General features: G+C 66.7%; 19 protein-coding genes. 16 read left to right on the top strand and 3 right to left on the bottom strand.

Going from position 1 to position 18,904, the window contains the following annotated elements:
* Nucleotides 1-833 precede the first annotated feature (833 nt).
* From VK92_RS35310 to VK92_RS35280, 7 genes are all read left to right on the top strand, one after another.
* Nucleotides 834-2,462: a tyrosinase family protein gene (locus VK92_RS35310; RefSeq protein ID WP_048028503.1), complete on the top strand. Its 1,629-nt coding sequence runs from the start codon at nt 834-836 to the stop codon at nt 2,460-2,462.
* Nucleotides 2,463-2,549: 87 nt separating this feature from the next.
* Nucleotides 2,550-2,981: a hypothetical protein gene (locus tag VK92_RS35305; RefSeq protein WP_027792478.1), complete on the top strand. Its 432-nt coding sequence runs from the start codon at nt 2,550-2,552 to the stop codon at nt 2,979-2,981.
* Between the two features lie 57 nt (nt 2,982-3,038).
* A complete protein-coding gene (locus VK92_RS42230; RefSeq protein ID WP_131723308.1) occupies nt 3,039-3,752 on the top strand; it encodes a hypothetical protein in 714 nt (237 codons plus the stop codon).
* 386 nt (nt 3,753-4,138) lie between these two features.
* A complete protein-coding gene (locus VK92_RS35295; protein WP_048028507.1) occupies nt 4,139-4,795 on the top strand; it encodes a hypothetical protein in 657 nt (218 codons plus the stop codon).
* 108 nt (nt 4,796-4,903) lie between these two features.
* Nucleotides 4,904-5,236 carry a RebB family R body protein gene (locus VK92_RS35290; RefSeq protein ID WP_021157934.1) on the top strand — a complete coding sequence of 111 codons (333 nt, stop codon included), beginning with the start codon at nt 4,904-4,906 and terminating at the stop codon, nt 5,234-5,236.
* Between the two features lie 206 nt (nt 5,237-5,442).
* Nucleotides 5,443-5,817, top strand: a complete 375-nt coding sequence (locus tag VK92_RS35285) for a RebB family R body protein (protein WP_021157935.1) — start codon at nt 5,443-5,445, stop codon at nt 5,815-5,817.
* Nucleotides 5,818-6,012: 195 nt separating this feature from the next.
* Complete coding sequence (locus VK92_RS35280) at nt 6,013-6,336, top strand: RebB family R body protein (protein WP_048028509.1); 324 nt, start codon at nt 6,013-6,015, stop codon at nt 6,334-6,336.
* 76 nt (nt 6,337-6,412) lie between these two features.
* Here the strand turns inward: VK92_RS35280 and VK92_RS35275 are convergent, their stop codons facing one another.
* Nucleotides 6,413-7,087, bottom strand: coding sequence for a Crp/Fnr family transcriptional regulator (locus VK92_RS35275; protein WP_048028511.1), 675 nt, complete (start codon nt 7,085-7,087; stop codon nt 6,413-6,415).
* Nucleotides 7,088-7,491: 404 nt separating this feature from the next.
* Between VK92_RS35275 and VK92_RS35270 the strand changes: the two genes are divergently transcribed.
* The 8 genes from VK92_RS35270 to argE all read left to right on the top strand — a co-directional run bounded on the left by VK92_RS35270 (nt 7,492) and on the right by argE (nt 13,633).
* Nucleotides 7,492-8,049 (top strand): RNA polymerase sigma factor, encoded by a 558-nt coding sequence (locus VK92_RS35270; protein WP_048028512.1) that lies wholly within the window; start codon nt 7,492-7,494, stop codon nt 8,047-8,049.
* A gap of 105 nt (nt 8,050-8,154) precedes the next feature.
* On the top strand, nt 8,155-8,448 hold the full coding sequence (locus VK92_RS35265) for a RebB family R body protein (protein ID WP_021157938.1): 294 nt from the start codon (nt 8,155-8,157) through the stop codon (nt 8,446-8,448).
* 23 nt (nt 8,449-8,471) lie between these two features.
* Entirely contained in the window at nt 8,472-9,101 is a 630-nt protein-coding gene (locus tag VK92_RS35260) for a hypothetical protein (protein WP_048028514.1), read from the top strand.
* A gap of 156 nt (nt 9,102-9,257) precedes the next feature.
* Nucleotides 9,258-9,704, top strand: a complete 447-nt coding sequence (locus VK92_RS35255) for a hypothetical protein (protein WP_048028516.1) — start codon at nt 9,258-9,260, stop codon at nt 9,702-9,704.
* A gap of 227 nt (nt 9,705-9,931) precedes the next feature.
* Nucleotides 9,932-11,272 carry a flavin-containing monooxygenase gene (locus VK92_RS35250; RefSeq protein ID WP_048028518.1) on the top strand — a complete coding sequence of 447 codons (1,341 nt, stop codon included), beginning with the start codon at nt 9,932-9,934 and terminating at the stop codon, nt 11,270-11,272.
* An 81-nt stretch (nt 11,273-11,353) separates the two neighbouring features.
* The gene (locus VK92_RS35245) at nt 11,354-11,791 is read left to right on the top strand and encodes a RidA family protein (RefSeq protein ID WP_021157943.1); all 438 of its coding nucleotides are present in this window, start codon (nt 11,354-11,356) and stop codon (nt 11,789-11,791) included.
* A gap of 8 nt (nt 11,792-11,799) precedes the next feature.
* Nucleotides 11,800-12,477: a DUF1028 domain-containing protein gene (locus tag VK92_RS35240; protein WP_048028520.1), complete on the top strand. Its 678-nt coding sequence runs from the start codon at nt 11,800-11,802 to the stop codon at nt 12,475-12,477.
* The gene (argE, locus tag VK92_RS35235; protein ID WP_048028522.1) at nt 12,470-13,633 is read left to right on the top strand and encodes an acetylornithine deacetylase; all 1,164 of its coding nucleotides are present in this window, start codon (nt 12,470-12,472) and stop codon (nt 13,631-13,633) included. The genes VK92_RS35240 and argE overlap by 8 nt, the downstream gene beginning before the upstream one ends.
* Before the next feature lie 58 nt (nt 13,634-13,691).
* Here the strand turns inward: argE and VK92_RS35230 are convergent, their stop codons facing one another.
* Complete coding sequence (locus VK92_RS35230; protein ID WP_042973786.1) at nt 13,692-14,615, bottom strand: LysR substrate-binding domain-containing protein; 924 nt, start codon at nt 14,613-14,615, stop codon at nt 13,692-13,694.
* 402 nt (nt 14,616-15,017) lie between these two features.
* Between VK92_RS35230 and VK92_RS35225 the strand changes: the two genes are divergently transcribed.
* Nucleotides 15,018-16,439, top strand: a complete 1,422-nt coding sequence (locus VK92_RS35225) for a purine-cytosine permease family protein (protein ID WP_048028524.1) — start codon at nt 15,018-15,020, stop codon at nt 16,437-16,439.
* A 137-nt stretch (nt 16,440-16,576) separates the two neighbouring features.
* On the opposite strand, the gene VK92_RS35220 is transcribed toward VK92_RS35225, so the two are convergent.
* Nucleotides 16,577-18,856 carry an FdhF/YdeP family oxidoreductase gene (locus VK92_RS35220; RefSeq protein ID WP_048028525.1) on the bottom strand — a complete coding sequence of 760 codons (2,280 nt, stop codon included), beginning with the start codon at nt 18,854-18,856 and terminating at the stop codon, nt 16,577-16,579.
* Nucleotides 18,857-18,904 lie beyond the last annotated feature (48 nt).

Raw genomic sequence — 18,904 nt, 5'->3', positions numbered from 1 at the left:
CACCGTGTCGCCCGGGCGGGACGGCGGGGTTGGCCGCTGGCGGGCATAAAAAGGGACGGTTGAACGCCCTTTGGCTGCCATCCATGCCGACGCGACCGGCATCCTACCAGTTCGGCGGCGTGGACACAGTCAAGAATTGTCGGGGGCAGGGCCGCAGGGGGCAGGGGGCGCGTCGAATGGCCGTGACGCTACCGGCTCGGGATGGGGTCATCCAGATGCCGCGATGCAACCTTGCCCGTTCTCCGCGAGCTTTCAGTCGCATGCGTGGCAACTGACAACCGTAAGGTGCCCGTCGATCGATGGTATTCGTCAACATCGTCACGCACCTGTGATTATCCCGATTCTGCTTTTTACTATCGCGTCGTAAATGCATTCGATTATTTGCGAAAATTAAAAGGGCCAATCGTCACTTTCACCTCCGGATTTTTTTGAGAATCCATGCCGCCTTGTCCTTGCTAAAACCAATTCCATCTGCTTTATTTACTCATACCAAATCAGGATAAAACGCTAACGGGTTATCACGGTCACTTTGTCGGGTATTGGTGCCTGACGAAGTGACATCGATTCACTACAGCATCCCTACGATCTGAAGGCGGAGCCCCTTTCCCGAGGGCGTGCTACGCCTGTTGCGCGTGTCCGCGCCCATGGAGGCGATCAGGTGACCACGCGGGCCCGCCCATGGCCCGCCGATTAATGCTTTCAAAATGCCACGTGCTATTTGAATAAAACGAATTCGATTGAGCGCGAGTTTAAATGTTTTATTAACTACCTGCTTACGTTCAAAACCTGGCGGCCAAACCCTAATGCCACCCACGAAGGAGGCTGGATATATCATGAATAACGCATCTGGAGTCAGAGTTCGTCCGTCGATCGAATCGTTGCAAGTCGAATATCGGAAAGGCAACAAAAAGCCGCTGGAAGACCTGATGCGCGCGTGGAAAGGCATCAAGGCATTGCCGCCCGACGATCCGAACTCGTTCTTCATGATCGGCGGCTTCCACGGCGAGCCGTTCCGCGGCGCCGGCTGGGGTTCGGCGTCTTACTGGGGCGGCTATTGCAACCACGGAAACGTGCTGTTCCCCACCTGGCACCGTGCGTACCTGCTGCGGCTGGAACAGGCGCTGCAGAGCATCCCCGGTTGCGAGCAGGTGATGCTGCCGTTCTGGGACGAAACCAGCGAAGAGTCGCTGACGAAAGGCATCCCGTGGGCACTGACCGACCCGGATTTCGAGCTCGACGGCGAAAAGATTCCGAATCCGCTGGCCTCCTTCACGTTCAACCGGGCGATCACCGACAACATCAACGGCGACGATCCGAACTACAGCAAGCCGCTGCCGTACGTCACGGTTCGCTACCCGCTGTCGGGGCTCGTGGGTACCGACAAGGACCGGGCCGCGACCGAGAAGCACAACGCCAGGTTCAAGGATGCCAAGGAGAACGTGGTGTTGCTGAACCGGAACATCGTGGACTGGCTCACGTCCTACATCGTCGTGAAGGGCAACGTGGTGCCGACCAACGTGAAGCGCAAGTTCGAGCAGTGCCTGGACGCGCCGAACTACACGGTGTTTTCCAACACGACGTCCGCGGCCCAGTGGAACGAGAATCTGCCGGAAGGCGCGATTCCCGTCGTCCCGCTCGAGTCGCCGCACAACAAGATTCACCTGGCGGTCGGCGGGTTCGACGTGCCGCACGGCCCGAACAAGGGCGACTTCTCGCCGATTCCGGGCGCCAACGGCGACATGGGCGAAAACGACACGGCGGGCCTCGACCCGATCTTCTATTTCCATCACTGCTTCATCGATCGTGTGTTCTGGCTGTGGCAGAAGCGGCACGGCTTCACGCAGCACCTCGACGTCATCGCCGAGTATCCGGGCACCAACTCGGTCGACGCGCAGGGGCCGACGCCGGGCACGGTGCCCAACTCGTGGCTCACGCTCTCGTCGCCGCTCGATCCGTTCAAGAAGAGCGAGAACGGCAAGGAGCGCGCCTATACGTCGCTCGACTGCATCAACATCGAGGAGCAACTCGGCTACACGTACGGCCCCGGTTCGCTGGAAGACCTGCCGAAGCTCTCGCTGGCGGCGACGACCGTGCCGGCCGGCAACAGCAGCAAGGTCGTGCGCGTGTCCGGGCTGAATCGTGCGCCGATCGCGGGGTCGTTCCTGGTCTCCGCGTACGTCAACGTGGACGGCGAGCGGCACCTGCTCGGCACGGAGGCCGTGCTGAGCCGCTGGAGCGTGCAGTACTGCGCGAACTGCCAGACGCACCTCGAAGTGAAGGCGTTCTTTCCGCTGGACCAGTTCTCGGTGAGTGCGGTGGAGGGGGCCCAGTACGACGTCGAGATCCATACGCGCGAAGGCGTACGCCTGCAGACACAACCGGCTTCGCCGCCCGTTTCGCAAGCCGTCGCCGGTGCGGCTCCGCAGGCCGCGCCGAAACTGTTCCGGCTCGAGGTCCGGTAACGACGGCGCGTGACGAACCGGCGCCATCGCGTGGCGCCGGTTCACTTCGGTATTTCGACGACACGGACATGAAGGGGAGGCGCGCGCATGAGCTACACACCCGAAACCGGCAGCCTGGTGGGCCAGTGGACCTATCGCAGTTTCCTGAACGATCCCGATCCGGCCACCGCATTCAACGACCTGGAATTCGGCCTCGGCACGATCGAGATCGCGCAGGCACCGGCGGGCATTTTCAAGGGGCGCATTTTCGGTCCGGGATGGGAGCTGCAGCTCAACGGCTGGATCAGCTACGGGAATCCCGGCACCGTCCGCTTCCAGGGGCGCGGCGTGGTCAGCGGCGAGGAGTGGGTCTACGACTATGTCGGGTACGTGAGCGCGCCCTGGCCCAACGGCATCAACCAGCGTCCGGCGCTGACCGGTTCGATCGTCCGGACGGTTCCGCATGCGAGCGGCAACGGCGGCGTCGCGCCGGCCGGGGTGGTGTGCTCGTGGTATGCGGTCATGCGAGATCCCGCCTGAACGGCCATGACTGCCCGGAGTGCTCCGCCGACCGACCCGGCCAGGCGTCCGGCAACGATGACGGGCGCGATCCGCGCATGCGTGGAGGCCGGGCCCGCGCGAACGGCCATGCTCCCGATGCCCGAACGCGTGCGCGGCGCGCTGGGGTTCGCGACCCTCGGCTACCTGGCGTGCGACTTGCCGACGAGGCTGCATGGTGCCCCTTCCAGCTGGATATGGAACGGCATCGGTGCGCTTGCCTGCGGCGTGGCGGGGTACTCGACGAGAGGCGGATCGCCGGGCAGGTGCGCGCGCCGGTCGATGCTCTGGTGCATGGCCGCCATCTGCGCGGGACTGACGCTCGATGCGATGCGGGCGCCCCTCGAGGCCATTCTCGACATCTGCGGCGGCACGCTCGATACCGGTGCCATGTGGAACATGCTGGTGCTCCATCTCCAGTGGTTCCCGATGTCGATGCTGGCCATGCTGGTGCTGCTGATTCGGCGCGAAGCCGACCGCAAGGACGGGCATCGACGCGGCCCGGTAAGCGTGCTCGTCAGGGTGCCGGTGCGCGTCGCGCTCGAATTCGCGGGGATGTTGCTCGTCATGGCGATCGGCATGACCGCGATCAGGGCAATCGCGTTCAGCGTGGGGCTGCGTTGGGATACGAGCGGCGTGGCCTTTGCGATGCTCGTCAGCATGCTGGCGTTCTACGCATTGAGCGATCGGGCCGCCCTCGCAGAGGAATCGTTGAAAGGCCGCTTGCGAAACAAGAACGGCCAGATTACTTAGGATGGCAAAAAACAGGTTGGAGATCGAATTCGGCGGAACATGATCGTGGTGCAGGTCGATTTCAATGAAAGAGACCACGCACCGGGCGGCGGGCGAACGCAGCGCAACGGTATCGGCCGGCATGCGCGGCGGCACGGCTTGCCTGCGCATTGTCCGCCGGCGTAGGCGCGACGCACGGCGACAACCGATTTCACAGACCCGTCGCACGGTTCGTCCCTGCAGCGGTCCCGCCGAAATTTCCGGCGGGGCCGCCGTCTGTCCATTTCCCGGAGAACACCATGCGATATCCATTGCAGTACGCCGGCGTCGGCGCCCCTGCGCCGCGTCCATCCGTACCCGAACCGCACGCACCGGCGCCGCGGGCCGACCTCGAGGAGGCGTGAGCCATGAGCGACGACGCACTCGACCCGTTGCTGCGGCAGTTCGCGGAGAAACGATTGGGGCGGCCCCTCGAGCCGGCTGAAGAGCGGGCGCTGCTCGAGCGGCTGCCGGGTCGTCACGCGGCCCAGCCGGCCCCGGCGGCCGGCGCGGCCGGCACGGCCACGCAGGCAAGCGCCGCGAATCCGCCATTGCCGCGCCTGAAAACCCGGCAGGAGGCGCGCGAGCAGGTCAAGCATTTTCTGCAGCTCAACCAGCAGAAGGCGTACGAGAAGATGCGCGGCATCCTGCAGACGATCGACGCGCAGAACGAGACGACCCTCGGCATGCTGGCGTCGGAACAGCAGAAGGTGTCCGGCGTACTCGACGCGCACGAGCCGCCGGACGACGCACCGGCGTCCGCTGCGGCCGACATCCAGGACAGCACCCGCGAGGCGCTGGCGGTGATCGGCGAACAGCTGACCGGCCTCATCCGGCAGGAAATCGACGCCTGCTTCCGGCACTACGTCGATTCGCTCGCCGAACAGCTCGCCGTGCGGCTCGACGCGATCGACGAGCGGCTGCAACGCATCGGCGCCCGTCCGGCCGAGCTGCACGAACCGGCCGCTGCTGCCACAGCCATTGCTTCTGTTCACGATACCCCCGGGCCAGCGTCCATGGAGTAGCACACCGGGCATGCGGTTGAAGTCGAGCGGCTGAAGTCCGGCGGCTGGGCGCGAGACCGGCCGGCCCCGATGTGCGACCTCTCAACTACGTGAATCAAGGAGCAAAAAATGGGTGATACGTGTCAGGTGTGCCAGGTCAATCCCGCGATTACCGATGCCGTCACGCAGGTCAACGTCAAGGTGGTCGCCGAGGCGCCGGCGATGGCGATGGGCTCGCTGTACCAGGCCCAGAGCCATTCGCTCAGCATCCTGTTCGAGAACGCGGTGCAGCAGCAGTCGCAGGCCGCGATCCAGTCGCAGACGTCGACGAACGTGGGGACGATGCAGCTCTACACGATCGGGCCGGAAAGCGCGGGGGCGGCCGCCACGGAAATCGGCGCGAACGGGATCATCTCCATTCTGGCCGACGTGATCGCGATCGGGAAGGCGATGCGCCCGTAACGTGCGGTCGCCGCGCCGTGGTCGAGCGGCGGCGCAAGCGGCTCGGGCCGCCGATATCGCCGCCGCGTCGCCGTGCCGCCGCGTCGCCGAACCGCAGCACGTCCGCCGGCGCCTGAACAGCGGTGCCGCGTGGTGTTCCGGAGCAAACGACAGGACGGGTAGAGCCGATTCGATGCGGCGCCCGTTCGCAAACCAGGAGAAATTCGATGGCAAATGATACAAGCGCCCCGACGGATCCGAAGGATCCGAAAGACCCCTGCAACTGCAAGACGTGCGCGGTCAATGCCGCGATCACCGACGCCGTCACGCAGACCAACGTCAAGGTGGTGGGTGAAGCGCCGGCGATGGCAACGGGCTCGCTGTACCAGGCCCAGAGCCATTCGCTCAGCGTGCTGTTCGAGAACGCCGTGCAGCAGCAGTCGCAGGCCGCGGTACAGCTGCCGACCTCGACGAACGTGGGCACGATGCAGCTCTACACGCTCGGCCCGGCGAGCGCCGGCGCCGCCGCGACGGAAATCGGCTCGAACGGCGTGCTGTCCGTGCTGGCCGATGTGCTCGCGCTCGGCAAGGCGCTGGCCTGACGCGTAACCCGGCGTCGACGCCGGGCGGCGGCCCCGATCCTCGCGGCTGTCGCCCGGCGCCCGTCGTCGTCCCGGCGCTCGCGACGACGAGCGCTCGCACGCACCGATGCAACCGCCCGGCGCACGTCGCCGACCGACCCATTCATGCGTTCGCCGTGACTGCCTCGCAGCGGCGGGCAAACCAGGAGCAACGACATGCCGGAACAGGTTTCCGCCGCGGTGACCGATGCGGTCACGCAAGCCAACGTCAAGGTGGTGGGCGAAGCGCCCGCCGTGGCCTTGGGCACGCTCATGCAGTCGAACAGCCATGCGTCCGCGATCCTGCTTCACAACGCGGTGCAGATGCAGGCGAACCAGGCGATGTCCAACCTCGCCGCCACGACCGTCGGCATCATGCAGCTCTACGCCGGCTCGCCGGTGGCGGTGGCCGCCGCGGCGCGCTCCGCGAACGACAACCTTGCGTCGCAACTGACCGCCGTCGCGCAGCTGATGAACGCCATCGGCCACTGGCGCGGCTGATCTTCACCGCGCGCCGCGCAACCCGGCGCGCGCGACCTCCTGCCGCCGCGGCGTCGCGGCGCACGCGCCCGGCGCGTCAATTGGCGTTGACGATGGTCCGCAGCTGCTCCGGCTTCTCGATCGTCACGCCGTGCGCGTGAAGCCGGATCAGGCCGTCGCGCTGCATCTTCTGCAGGCTGCTGTTCAGTCGCGGCCGGCTGACGTTGAGCATCGCGGCGAGGATGCTCTGGCTCTCCGGCAGCCGCACCTCGAGATCGTTCCCTTGCATGCGGTTCAGCAGATGGCGCGCGAGCCTGGCTTCGAGCCGGTACAGGCACGTCGATTCGACGAAGTCGCTCAGCTGGTGCACGTGCCGGCACAGCTGCTCGTGGATGCGCTCCATGAAATCCGCGTTGGCCAGCAGCGGTGCGAAGTACTGGCGATGCAGTAGCGACACGCGGCAGTCGGGGCTCAACTGCGCGGTGAAGCTGCGCCGGTGGGCACGAACCAGCGTGTTTTCGCCGATGAGTTCACCCGGCAACGAGTGGCCGAGAATGAGTTCGCGTCCGCCGGGTTCGTGCAGCGTCTTGTACACGCGGCCGCAGTGCACGAAGGCGACGAAATCGCCCGGATCGCCCTTGAAGAACAACAGGCGATTGCCGTGTTCGGGCCAGGGCGTGAGATGCCGCTCGATGTGAGCGAGCAGGCTTTCCGGAAGATCGGCGAGTATCGGGATATTGCACAGCGTTCGACCGTTGACGAGGGCAGGCATGTTTTCCGTGCAAGGTTGTTTGACGATGCGGCCACCTAGCGAAAAACGCTGCCTTTGGCATTACGTGAAAATGAATGATGAAAATAACCAGATAATGGGAAAGTGATCCCGATATGGTTTTGCTTCGGCGCCAGGGACCTTTGGTCGACCGACATCGGCAGCAGCGTGCCGGCGTAATCGCATCGCGGCGGCAGTCGCCATTTTTCATCCAAATGCCATTGGTTACGCTCGGCGGCGCGCCCGAAACGACGGATGAGGAGATGCCGGGGAATTAAAGTTTCCGTTCACAATAATCAAGAAAATTTACACGAAGCGATTATCTTTAAAACGGTGTTACGCGGGTAACAGCGCCATTCCCGGCACCGAATCGATTCTGTGTTTTCCATAAAAAAGGAAGGCACGGGATGACAACCTCGAACCAGCACGCTGTTTCGACGCCTGAGTCACCGGCGCAGCAGCTCGATCACACGTGGCGGGAAATGCAGGGGAAATTGCGGCGCCGCGCGCGCCTGTTGTGCAAGGGCGATATCCACCGTGCCGACGAACTGCTCTCCGATACCGCGCTCAAGGTCCACATCTACCTGCAACGTTCGCCCGAGCGCGTCCGGAACCTGGCCGGCTTTCTCTTTCTGGCGCTGAACCACGCGTTCCTCGACGGCGCGCGCCGCCGTGTGCGCGAAAGCGGCATGCTCGAATTCGACCCGGGCTGGGACGACGATCACACCGTCGAGCTGGCCGGCCACGCGCCGTCGGTGGAGCAGCAGCTGCTGCTCCGGCAACAGCTGCTGCGTCTCGAGCAGGTGCTGTCCACGCTCCCGTCGCAGCAGCAGATGCTGTTCACGCTGAAGTTCGAGGAGGACCGGCCCTATCTGCACATCGCGGCGACGCTCGGGATCAACGAGCCGCTGGCCAGGAAGCGTGTCGAGCTGCTGCGCAGGAAATTGCGCGAGGAACTCGCGTGAGCGCGTTCACGAACACGGGCATGCAGCGTTCCTAACGGCATGCGCGGCGTCGATGGCCCGCCGTTCCTTCAATCGCATGCCGGAGCCGAGATCCGAGGAGGCCTCGTGGCAGACAAAGTCAATGAGCAGGTTACCGACGCGCTGACGCAGACCAATGTCAACGTCGTCGCGGGATCCCCGGCCCAGGCGCTGGGCATGCTTTACCAGATGTTCAGCCAGGCCGTCGGCATCTCGGCGCAGAACATGACGCAGCAGCAGGCGGCGCTGAACCAGATTTCGAACGCCGTCGTGTCGAAGGCGGTGGCCATGATCCTGTCCGTCGAAGCGTCGCCGAAGCCGGCATCGGGCGGCGCGGCGCAAGCCCCGGCGGCCGGGCCGCAGACGGGTTCCACGCATTAGTCGACTCTCGGGATACCTGAACCATGAACATGAAAGGCCTTTTGGGCGGACGCGGCGACGGTGCGCCGCAGGCGCCGCACGATGGCGCGTCCGCGGCAGCAGGCGCAACGACGCCGGCCGACGCAACGACACCCGCCGATGTCGCGCCGCCCGTCGCGGCGCCGAAGGCCGGCGCGCGCGCATGGCCGGTCAACCGGCTGCGCAGGCTCACCGATGCGCTGAAGGCGCCGAACCAGGTCGCCGGTCCGGCCGGGGGCGGCGGTTCGACGCTGCAGACCGTGCAGGCGATCAACGCGGAGGCGGCGTCCTACGCGACGACGCAGATCGCCGTCGGCCCGAACATGATGATCACGCAGGCGGGCGGGATGGTCGCGCAGGCGGCGGCCAACTACTTCGAGGCGTCGACGTCGCTGGCGATCGCGGGCAAGAGCGTGCTGATGAAGGACCTGGCGCAGAAGACCATCGACGAGAACGTGCGCGGGATGGCGATGGATGCGGTGGGCCTGCTGTTGACCGACCTGTTCGTCGCGACGGCGGCGGTCGTCGCAGGTGCCGCGGAGGCGATCGAAGGCGAGGCCGCGAGCATCGCGCTCGACAAGATCGACGAGAGCCTGCAGCGGTATCAGGCGCTGCTGGACAAGAAGGGTGCGTAGCGCGCGACCGCGCGCGGCGACCAGGAATCAATCGACACGACCCGCCGGGCCGCCAGGCCTGACGCGGGAGGTGAGCGGCGGGAACGACGCGTGTCCGCTTCCCGGACATGTCGCGGGCCCGCCACCGGCAGTCCCATCGAGTCAAGTGAGGAACCCATGCCCTACGACATTCGGAACGTACAAGGTCCCGCGCCGCTGGCGGTTGGCGAGCGCATCTGGGGAGATGCGACGGAAATCGATTTCGGCGCGATGACGAGCTGCATCGCGCTCGTCGAGCAGACGCCGGGCCAGCCGGCGTCGGTGCGCGCGATCCATCTGTCGATCGTCAGCGACGACGGTACGAAGGTGTACGACCCGTCGGCGAACGTGGCCGGGCAGGTCGAGACGATCATGCAGCAGAGCGGCGACCTGCGTACCTGCCTCGGGCGCATCGATCTCTGGCAGGCCAGCGAGTCGCAACAGCTGCGGGATTTCTTCGCCGCGCTGATGCTGAGCCTCGACATGCAGAACTGGGTGCCGCTGCCGGACGGCAACCTGCGGGTGCGGATCAACGGCGGCGTGATCCAGTATCGGCAGGGCGCCGGCGCATGGACGAACGCGTAGCCGGCGCGACCGGTTGAAGCCGGCGCCCGCCGTCCGGGCGGGCGCCGGTGCAACACAGGCGTGTCGTCCTGTGCCGCTCGCCGCCCGCGCGCCCCCCAGCTTTTTGCTCATCAACACCAACAAAAATCATCATTTCGCCGCAAGCGGCGTGTCAGCAGAATGTCTCCATTCCAGCTCGAGCGACAGCACGCGGGTCGCGCCGAGCCGCACTTCAGAAGGAGACAGCCGTGGCAGTCGAAACAACCTCAATCGATACGCTCGTCGTCGGCGCCGGTCAGGCCGGCGTGGCCATGAGCGAGCACCTGGGCAAGCTGGGCGTGCCGCATCTCGTGCTGGAGCGCAGCCGCATCGCCGAACGCTGGCGCACGGGGCGCTGGGATTCGCTGGTCGCGAACGGCCCCGCGTGGCACGACCGCTTCCCGGGGCTCGAATTCGACGGCCTCGACCCCGACGCATTCGCGTCGAAAGACCAGGTCGCGGACTACTTCGAAGCGTATGCGCGCAAGTTCGACGCGCCGATCCGCACCGGCGTCGAGGTGAAGCGGGTCGTGCGCAATACGGGCAAGCCGGGTTTCGTCGTCGAGACGTCCGACGGCACGATCGAGGCGAACCGCGTGGTCGTCGCGACGGGGCCGTTCCAGCGCCCGGTGATTCCGCCGATCGCACCGGACGACGCGCGCCTCGTGCAGTTTCATTCCGCCGACTACCGCAACCCGGGCCAGCTCCCGGACGGCGCGGTGCTGGTGGTCGGCGCGGGTTCGTCGGGCGTGCAGATCGCCGACGAGCTGCAGCGCGCGGGCCGCCGGGTCTACCTGTCGGTGGGCCCGCACGACCGCCCGCCGCGCGCGTATCGCGGCCGCGACTTCTGCTGGTGGCTCGGCGTGCTCGGCGAATGGGACAAGGAAGTCGCGACGCCCGGCCGCGAACACGTGACGATCGCAGTGAGCGGCGCGCGCGGCGGCCATACGGTCGATTTCCGCAAGCTCGCGAACCAGGGCGTGACGCTCGTCGGGCTGACGAAGTCGTTCAGCGGCGGCGTGGCCACGTTCGAGCGCGACCTCGCGATCAATCTCGCGCGCGGCGACGAGAACTACCTGTCGCTGCTCGACGCGGCCGACGCCTATGCGGCCCGCAACGGCCTCGACCTGCCGGCCGAACCCGACGCGCGCCACATCCTGCCGAACCCGGACTGCGTCGCGCACCCGATCCTCGCGCTCGATCTCGCCGGCGCGGGCGTCACGTCGATCGTCTGGGCGACGGGATATGCGGTCGACTACGGCTGGCTGAAGGTCGATGCGTTCGACGCGAACGGCAAGCCGCAGCACCAGCGCGGCGTGTCGAAAGAGCCGGGCATCTATTTCCTCGGGCTGCCATGGCTGTCGCGGCGCGGCTCCAGCTTCATCTGGGGCGTGTGGCACGACGCGCGGCACATCGCCGATCACATCGCGACGCAGCGCACCTACCTCGAATACCACGACGCATCGCAGCGCCGCTCGGCATCGCGCCCGGAGCCGGGCGGCGCCGCGTCGCAGGCCGACGCGCGGCCGCTCGCCGACGCGGTCAACTGACCGACCCCATGCTGCCTGCCGTACCGCGATGGTGTTCGCGCCCGGTGCGGCGGCGTGCCCCCTGACGACTGAAGGATTTCGATGAGCCAACCGACCCATACCCGTATCCGCATGTTCAACACGAAGGATACCTACCCGAACCAGACGCTCGACAACGACCTGTGCCAGGCCGTGCGGGCCGGCAACACCGTCTACGTGCGCGGCCAGGTCGGCACCGACTTCGACGGCAACCTGGTCGGCCTCGGCGACCCGCGCGCGCAGGCCGAGCAGGCGATGAAGAACGTCAGGCAGTTGCTGGAGGAAGCCGGCAGCGACCTCACGCACATCGTGAAGACGACGACCTACCTGATCGACCCGCGTTATCGCGAGCCGGTGTACCAGGAAGTCGGCAAGTGGCTGAAGGGCGTGTATCCGATCTCGACGGGGCTCGTCGTGTCCGCGCTCGGCCAGCCGCAGTGGCTGATGGAAATCGACGTGATCGCCGTGATTCCGGACAACTGGCAGCCGAACCGCGCATAGGAGGCGACATGACTTTTTCCATCGTCGGGCGCTGCCCGGAGACGGGCCAGCTCGGCATCGCGATCAGCTCGTCGAGCATCGCGGTGGGCGCGCGCTGCCCGTGGGTGCGCGCGGGCGTCGGCGCCGTCGCGACGCAGAACATCACGCTGCCGGCGCTCGGCCCGCAGATACTCGACCTGATCGAGCACGAACAGCTCGCGCCCGCCGCGGCGCTCGACCGCGCGCTAAGCGCGAACGGCTGGAGCCAGTACCGGCAGGTCACGGTGATCGACGGGCACGGGCAGACGGCGTGCTTCACCGGCAAGGAAGCGCTCGGCACGCATCACGCGGTGCGCGGCGAACAGTGCGTGGCGGCCGGCAACCTGCTGGCTTCGCCGGACGTGATCGACGCGATGGCGCGCGCCTTCGAACAGGCGCCCGGCCTGCTCGCCGATCGCCTGCTCGCCGCGATGCATGCGGCGATGGCGGCCGGCGGCGAGGCGGGGCCGGTGCATTCGGCCGCGCTGAAGGTGGCCGGCGATGTGACCTGGCCGATCGTCGACCTGCGCGTCGACTGGGCCGAAGCCGATCCGGTCGGGCAGCTCGATGCGCTGTGGCGAGCGTATCGGCCGCAGATGCAGGACTACCAGACACGCGCGCTGAACCCGACCGCCGCGCCGAGCTACGGAGTACCGGGCGATGAATGACACGTCGAGCCGCGTGCTGCTCGAGCGGCTGATCGGTTTCGCGACGGTCAGCCGCGATTCGAATCTCGAGATGATCGGTTTCATCCGCGACTATCTCGCGGGCTTCGGCGTCGAGAGCGAACTGTTCTACAACGCGGAACGGACGAAGGCGAGCCTGTACGCGACGATCGGTCCGCGCGATCGCGGCGGCATCGCGCTGTCGGGCCATACCGACGTGGTGCCGGTCGACGGGCAGGCGTGGACGGTCGAGCCGTTCCGGCTGACCGAGCGCGACGGCCGCCTGTACGGGCGCGGCACGGCCGACATGAAGGGCTTCATCGCGTCGGCGCTCGCCGCCGTGCCGGCGTTCGTCGCACGGCCGCTGCGCGTGCCCGTGCATCTCGCGTTCTCGTACGACGAGGAAGTCGGCTGCCTCGGCGTGCGGCCGATGCTCGACGCCCTGGCCGCGCGCCCGCACCGGCCGCGCCTGTGCCTGATCGGCGAGCCGACCGGGCTGAAGCCGGTGCTCGGCCACAAGGGCAAGCTCGCGATGCGCTGCCACGTGAAGGGGGCCGCGTGCCATTCGGCGTATGCGCCGTCGGGCGTCAACGCGATCGACTATGCGGCGAAGCTGATCGGCCGGCTCGGCGAGATCGGCGCGGCGCTCGCGCGGCCCGAACGGCACGACGGCCGTTTCGATCCGCCGTTCTCGACCGTGCAGACGGGGCTGATCAAGGGCGGCCGCGCGCTGAACATCGTGCCGGCCGAATGCGAATTCGACTTCGAGGTGCGAGCACTGCCGGATTTCGACGCGCACGACGTGCCGCGCAAGCTGCAGGACTATGCGGAATCCGAACTGTTGCCGCGAATGCGTGCGGTGCAGCCCGATACCGACATTCGATTGCAGCCGCTGGGCGCGTATCCGGGGCTGGCCACTGCGCCGGACAGCGAGGCCGCGCGCCTGCTCGCGATGCTGAGCGGTTCCGATGCGTTCGGCACGGTCGCATTCGGCACCGAAGGCGGGCTGTTCGGGCAGGCCGGGATTCCGGCCGTGGTATGCGGGCCCGGCAGCATGGACCAGGGGCACAAGCCCGACGAGTTCGTCACGCTCGACCAGCTGCATGGATGCGACGCGATGCTGGGTCGTCTGGCCGCCTATTTGTCGTCGGCCGCCTGAAATCGTCACTGCAAACACGCACGCACTGCCTCGCGCGGTGCGTGCGTGTTTGCGCGTCTTATCTCGCCGTTTCCGCGACGATCTGCGCGAGCCGCTCGCGACAGAAGTCGACGAACGACTGCGCCTGCTTCGTGAGCTGGCCGCGCTTCAACCGCGCGCTCACGAGCCCCGACGGGCTCACCGTTTCGCTGAGGCCGATCGTCACGACCCGCTGGCCGTCGTATGTGTATTCGGAATGCGGGCGCGTGACGAGCAGCGAGAAGCCGAATCCCTGGCCGACCATCCCGCGCACCATCTCGATCGACGGCGACCCGAACACGATGTTCGGCGTCAGCCCGAGTTCGTGAAAGAGGCTGACGAAATACGTGCGGCTCGGCTGCACGTCGAGCAGGATCATCGGCTCGACGCAGAGGTCGCGCAACGACACGTGCGTCTGGCCCGCGAACCGGTGGTTCTCCGGCAGCAGCACGTACGGCTGCTGCGGCGGCATCAGCGGCTCGGTCTCGATCGTGCCGTCGAGATCGTGGTCGTACATGAGCGCGAGATCGAACGTGCCGGACGTGAGGCCCTGCACGAGTTCCTGCTGGTCGCCGTCGCGCAGCCGGATGTTCACGCCCGGGTAGCGCTCGCGAAAGCCCGCGATCAGTTGCGGCAGGTAGAGCGGCGCGACCGTCTCGAAGCAGCCGATGTCGATCTGCCCGGTGATCACGTCGTTGTCGGCGAGCGCGTTCTGTTCGAATTCGTGCGCGATGCGCAGCAGCTCCTGCGCTTTCCGGTAGAAGCGCGTGCCGCCCGGCGTCAGCGATACGCCCTGCGCATGATGACGAATGAACAGCTTCACGCCGAAGCTTTCTTCCAGCCCCTTGATCGCGCTGGAGATCGACGGCTGCGCGATGAAGAGCTGGCGCGAGGCCTCGGCCACGCTGCCGGACTCCACCGTCGTCACGAAGTATTTCAGTTGCCGCAAAGTGTAGTGAGCCACACGCACCTCTGATGCACGGCCCCGGCGTGCCGCCCGGGCGCAATCTGTCCATGGTTGTGCGTAGCACCTTACCTGAAAGGCCCCGGCGCCGGAATTTCCGCTGCAGAGCTTTTTCGTATGTCCCGGAAATATTTTTAGTATTTTCCGGTCGCGATACCCGTGGCGCACCATCGTCTCCAACCTGGATCGCGACGATCACCACGATCACGAAGCGGCCGCACACGCGCCGGCGGGGCATGTCATCCGTCCCCGCGAGTGTTTTGGCTGCTGCGTTCGACTCCGCCGCGCGTGCACGCGGTGCGTCGTCGTTCGCGTATCCGGACCCGATTGCAGGCGCGCACCCCGACGCGCGCCGGCTGACACGGCACGCGCGCATCGCCGCGCAGGACAGGAGACTTCACCATGACGAACGCGGAACGCAATGCGTCCCCGATGATAGAGAAGCACACGATCGGCTACGTGCCGCCCGCCGAGCGCCACGGCAAGGTGCGCGACCTGTTCACGCTCTGGTTCGGCGGCAACATCGCGCCGCTGCCGATCGTGACCGGCGCGCTCGGCGTGCAGATGTTCCACCTGAACCTGCTATGGGGCATCGTCGCGATCGTCGTCGGCCAGGCGGTGGGCGGCGTGCTGATGGCGCTGCATTCGGCGCAGGGGCCGCAGATGGGCATCCCGCAGATGATCCAGAGCCGCGCGCAGTTCGGCTCGTGGGGCGCGCTGCTCGTGACCGTGATCGCGGCCGTGATGTATGTCGGCTTCTTCGCGTCGAACATCGTGCTCGCCGGCAAGTCGGTGCACGGCATCGCAGCGTCGGTGCCGGTGCCCGTCGGCATCGTGATCGGCGCGGTGGGCTCGGGGCTGATCGGGATCGTCGGATACCGGTTCATCCACATCCTGAACCGGATCGGCACGTGGGTGCTCGGCATCGGCATCGTCGTCGGCTTCTGGATGATCCTCACGCACGTGACGACCGGCGATTTCCTGACGCGCGGCGGCTTCGACTTCGCGGGCTGGCTCGCGACGGTGTCGCTGTCGGCGTTGTGGCAGATCGCGTTCGCACCGTACGTGTCGGACTATTCGCGCTATCTGCCGGAAAACGTCGGCGTGGCGTCGACGTTCTGGGCGACCTACCTCGGCTGCACGATCGGCTCGACGCTCGCGTTCATCTTCGGCGCGGTCGCGGTGCTCGCGGTGCCGGCCGGCGCGGACACGATGGATGCGGTCAAGCAGGCGACCGGCCCGCTCGGCCCGCTGATGCTCGTGCTGTTCCTGCTGAGCGTGATCAGCCACAACGCGCTGAACCTGTATGGCGCGGTGCTCGCGGTGATCACGTCGGTGCAGACGTTCGCGTACAAATGGATTCCGACCGCGAAGGCGCGCGCGGTGGTGTCGGTCGTGACCTTCGTCGCGTGCTGCTACGCGGCGATCGGCGCGTCGACGAACTTCGTCGGCAACCTCGTCGATCTCGTGCTCGCGCTGCTCGTCGTGCTGGTGCCGTGGACCGCGATCAACCTGATCGACTTCTACGTGATCCACAAGGGCAAGTACGACATCCAGTCGATCTTCATGGCCGACGGCGGGATCTACGGCCGCTTCAACCCGCAGGCGCTGCTCGCGTATGCGATCGGCATCCTCGTGCAGATCCCGTTCATGAACACGCCGATGTATGCGGGCCCGATTCCCGCGCATCTCGGCGGCGCGGACCTGTCGTGGCTCGTGGGGCTCGCGCTGACGTCGCCGCTGTACTACTGGCTCGCGACGCGCGACAGCGCGTATCGGCGCCGGCAGACGGGCGCGACGATGCCGCCGACGGCGGTGCGGTAAACCGGGCGTCGTTCGGCGCGATGAAACGAAACGGCCGCCGCATCGGTTGGGATGCGGCGGCCGGGAAAGGCGGGCGCGGGGCGGCAGGCGGGTTCAGGCGCGCGGCGTGCCGCGACGCGAACCTGCCTGCCCGCGGATCAGACCACCGCCGAGCGCACGACGTGCACCGGCACCGACTTGTACGACGGCGTGCCGCTTTCCTTGTCGATGTAGTCGAGCGGCACGAGCACGTTCGCTTCCGGGTAGTACGCGCCGACCGAACCCGGCGCGATGTCGTACTCGATCGCGGTGATCTTCTCGAGACGCAGCGTGCGGCCCGAGGCGGTGATCGTCTCGATGTCGACGAGGTCGCCGTGTTCGAGCCCGTACTTCGCGAGATCGGCCGGGTTCATGAACAGCACGTCGCGACGCCCGAACACGCCGCGATAACGATCGTCGAGCCCGTAGATCGTCGTGTTGTACTGGTCGTGGCTGCGCAGCGTGATGAGCCGCAGCACCTGCTCGCCGCCGAGCACGTCGGCATCCTCCTTCACGCCCTTGTAGACCGAGAACATCGCCTTGCCGGTCGGCGTCGGCCACACGCGTTCGGTGGGCGGCAGCGGCAGCCGGAAGCCGCCCGGCGTGCGGATGCGCTCGTTGAACGCCTCGAAGCCGGCCACCGTGCGGTCGATCAGGTCGCGGATGCGGTCGTAGTCGGCGATCAGGTCGAGCCATGCGACCTTGCTGTTCGGCAGCGTCGCAAGCGCGATTCCCGCAACGATCGCGGGCTCCGAGCGCAGCTGGTCGGACGCCGGCTTGAGCTTGCCGGCCGACGCGTGGACCATCGACATCGAATCCTCGACGGTGATCGACTGGCGGCCGGTGGCCTGCATGTCGAGTTCGGTGCGGCCGAGCACCGGCAGGACGAAGGTTTCCTTCGCGACCAGCAGGTGCGAGCGGTTCAGCTTCGTGCCGAGATGCACGCTCAGGTCGAGCTTTGCCATCGCCGGGAACGACTGTTCCGGATCGGGCAGCGCGACCGCGAAGTTGCCGCCGAGGCACAGCAGCGCCTTCGCGGTGCCGTCGATCATCGCCTGCATCGCCTGCACCGCGTCGTGCCCGTGATGCGCGGGCGGCGTGAAGCCGCACACGTCCTCGATCTTCTTCAGGAACTCGGCCGACGGCTTCTCGGTGATGCCGACCGTGCGGTTGCCCTGCACGTTCGAATGGCCGCGCAGCGGGCACACGCCGGCGCCCGGCTTGCCGATGTTGCCGCGCATCAGCAGCAGGTCGGCGATCAGGCGCACGGTTGCGGTGCCCTTGTTGTGCTGCGTGACGCCCATCCCGTACGTGACGATCGTCGCGTTCGACTTCGCGTACGCGATCGCGACCTGTTCGAGCTGCGCCTGGCTGAGGCCGCTCGCGCGTTCGATGTCGTCCCACGACGTGGCTTCGAGGTCGGCCGAGAACGCGTCGAAGCCGTCGGTGTGCTGCGCGATGAAATCGCGGTCGAGCACGTTGCCTTGCTCGGCTTCGAGCTTCAGCAACGCCTTCATGATGCCCTTCAGCGCGGCCGCGTCGCCGCCGGCGTCGACCTGGTAGTACGTCGACGCGATCCGCGTCGAGCCGAACGACGCCATCTCGATCATGTCCTGCGGGTCCGCGAAGCGTTCGAGCGCGCGCTCGCGCAGCGGGTTGAACACGATGATCGGCACGTTGCGCCGCGAGCACTCGTGCAGCGTGCCCATCATCCGCGGGTGGTTCGTGCCGGGGTTGTGGCCGATCGAGATGATCAGCTCGCAGTGGTCGAAATCCTCCAGCGACACGGTGCCCTTGCCGATGCCGATCGACTGCGGCAGGCCGACGCTGGTCGGCTCGTGGCACATGTTCGAGCAGTCGGGGAAGTTGTTGGTGCCGAGCTCGCGCGCGAACAGCTGGTACAGGTACGCGGCTTCATTCGATGCGCGGCCCGACGTGTAGAACTCGACCTGCTCCGGCGGCAGCGCGCGCAGCACTTCGCCGATGCGGGCGAACGCATCGTCCCATGCGATCTCGCGGAACGTGTCCGTCGCGCGATCGTAGACGAGCGGATGCGTGAGCCGGCCCATGTTCTCCAGTTCGTAGTCCGACATGCGCAGCAGCGACGACACGGTGTTCGCCGCGAAGAACTCGGGCGTCACGCGCTTGGTCGTCGCTTCCCACGTGACGGCCTTCGCGCCGTTCTCGCAGAACTGGAACGTCGACTTGTGTTCCTTGTCGGGCCACGCGCAGCCGGGGCAGTCGAAGCCGTCGGGCTGGTTGGTCCGCATCAGCACGATCGGCGCCTCGATGGTCTCCATCTGGGTGCGCACCGCGTCGGCTGTCGCGCGAAGCGCGCCCCAACCGCCGGCGGGCCCGTCGTACTTCCTGATGCCTGGCACTTCGCGTCGATTTGTCATGGTGAATCTCCAATAGCCGGGCCCGGTGCGGGTGGCTCGGTTGCGCCG

The sequence above is a fragment of the Burkholderia sp. LK4 genome, assembly GCF_001043615.1.
In the GTDB taxonomy this organism is placed as follows: domain Bacteria; phylum Pseudomonadota; class Gammaproteobacteria; order Burkholderiales; family Burkholderiaceae; genus Burkholderia; species Burkholderia cepacia.
This window is presented reverse-complemented; position numbering and strand designations above follow the sequence as displayed.

Excerpts from the sequence above, each read along its gene's own strand:
- VK92_RS35255 (WP_048028516.1), top strand. The coding sequence starts at position 9,258 with ATGCCCTACGACATTCGGAACGTACAAGGTCCCGCGCCGCTGGCGGTT.
- VK92_RS35310 (WP_048028503.1), top strand. The coding sequence starts at position 834 with ATGAATAACGCATCTGGAGTCAGAGTTCGTCCGTCGATCGAATCGTTG.
- VK92_RS35290 (WP_021157934.1), top strand. The coding sequence starts at position 4,904 with ATGGGTGATACGTGTCAGGTGTGCCAGGTCAATCCCGCGATTACCGAT.
- VK92_RS42230 (WP_131723308.1), top strand. The coding sequence starts at position 3,039 with ATGACGGGCGCGATCCGCGCATGCGTGGAGGCCGGGCCCGCGCGAACG.
- argE (WP_048028522.1), top strand. The coding sequence starts at position 12,470 with ATGAATGACACGTCGAGCCGCGTGCTGCTCGAGCGGCTGATCGGTTTC.
- VK92_RS35295 (WP_048028507.1), top strand. The coding sequence starts at position 4,139 with ATGAGCGACGACGCACTCGACCCGTTGCTGCGGCAGTTCGCGGAGAAA.
- VK92_RS35240 (WP_048028520.1), top strand. The coding sequence starts at position 11,800 with ATGACTTTTTCCATCGTCGGGCGCTGCCCGGAGACGGGCCAGCTCGGC.
- VK92_RS35245 (WP_021157943.1), top strand. The coding sequence starts at position 11,354 with ATGAGCCAACCGACCCATACCCGTATCCGCATGTTCAACACGAAGGAT.
- VK92_RS35275 (WP_048028511.1), bottom strand. The coding sequence starts at position 7,087 with ATGCCTGCCCTCGTCAACGGTCGAACGCTGTGCAATATCCCGATACTC.
- VK92_RS35280 (WP_048028509.1), top strand. The coding sequence starts at position 6,013 with ATGCCGGAACAGGTTTCCGCCGCGGTGACCGATGCGGTCACGCAAGCC.
- VK92_RS35305 (WP_027792478.1), top strand. The coding sequence starts at position 2,550 with ATGAGCTACACACCCGAAACCGGCAGCCTGGTGGGCCAGTGGACCTAT.
- VK92_RS35285 (WP_021157935.1), top strand. The coding sequence starts at position 5,443 with ATGGCAAATGATACAAGCGCCCCGACGGATCCGAAGGATCCGAAAGAC.
- VK92_RS35270 (WP_048028512.1), top strand. The coding sequence starts at position 7,492 with ATGACAACCTCGAACCAGCACGCTGTTTCGACGCCTGAGTCACCGGCG.
- VK92_RS35225 (WP_048028524.1), top strand. The coding sequence starts at position 15,018 with ATGACGAACGCGGAACGCAATGCGTCCCCGATGATAGAGAAGCACACG.
- VK92_RS35260 (WP_048028514.1), top strand. The coding sequence starts at position 8,472 with ATGAACATGAAAGGCCTTTTGGGCGGACGCGGCGACGGTGCGCCGCAG.
- VK92_RS35220 (WP_048028525.1), bottom strand. The coding sequence starts at position 18,856 with ATGACAAATCGACGCGAAGTGCCAGGCATCAGGAAGTACGACGGGCCC.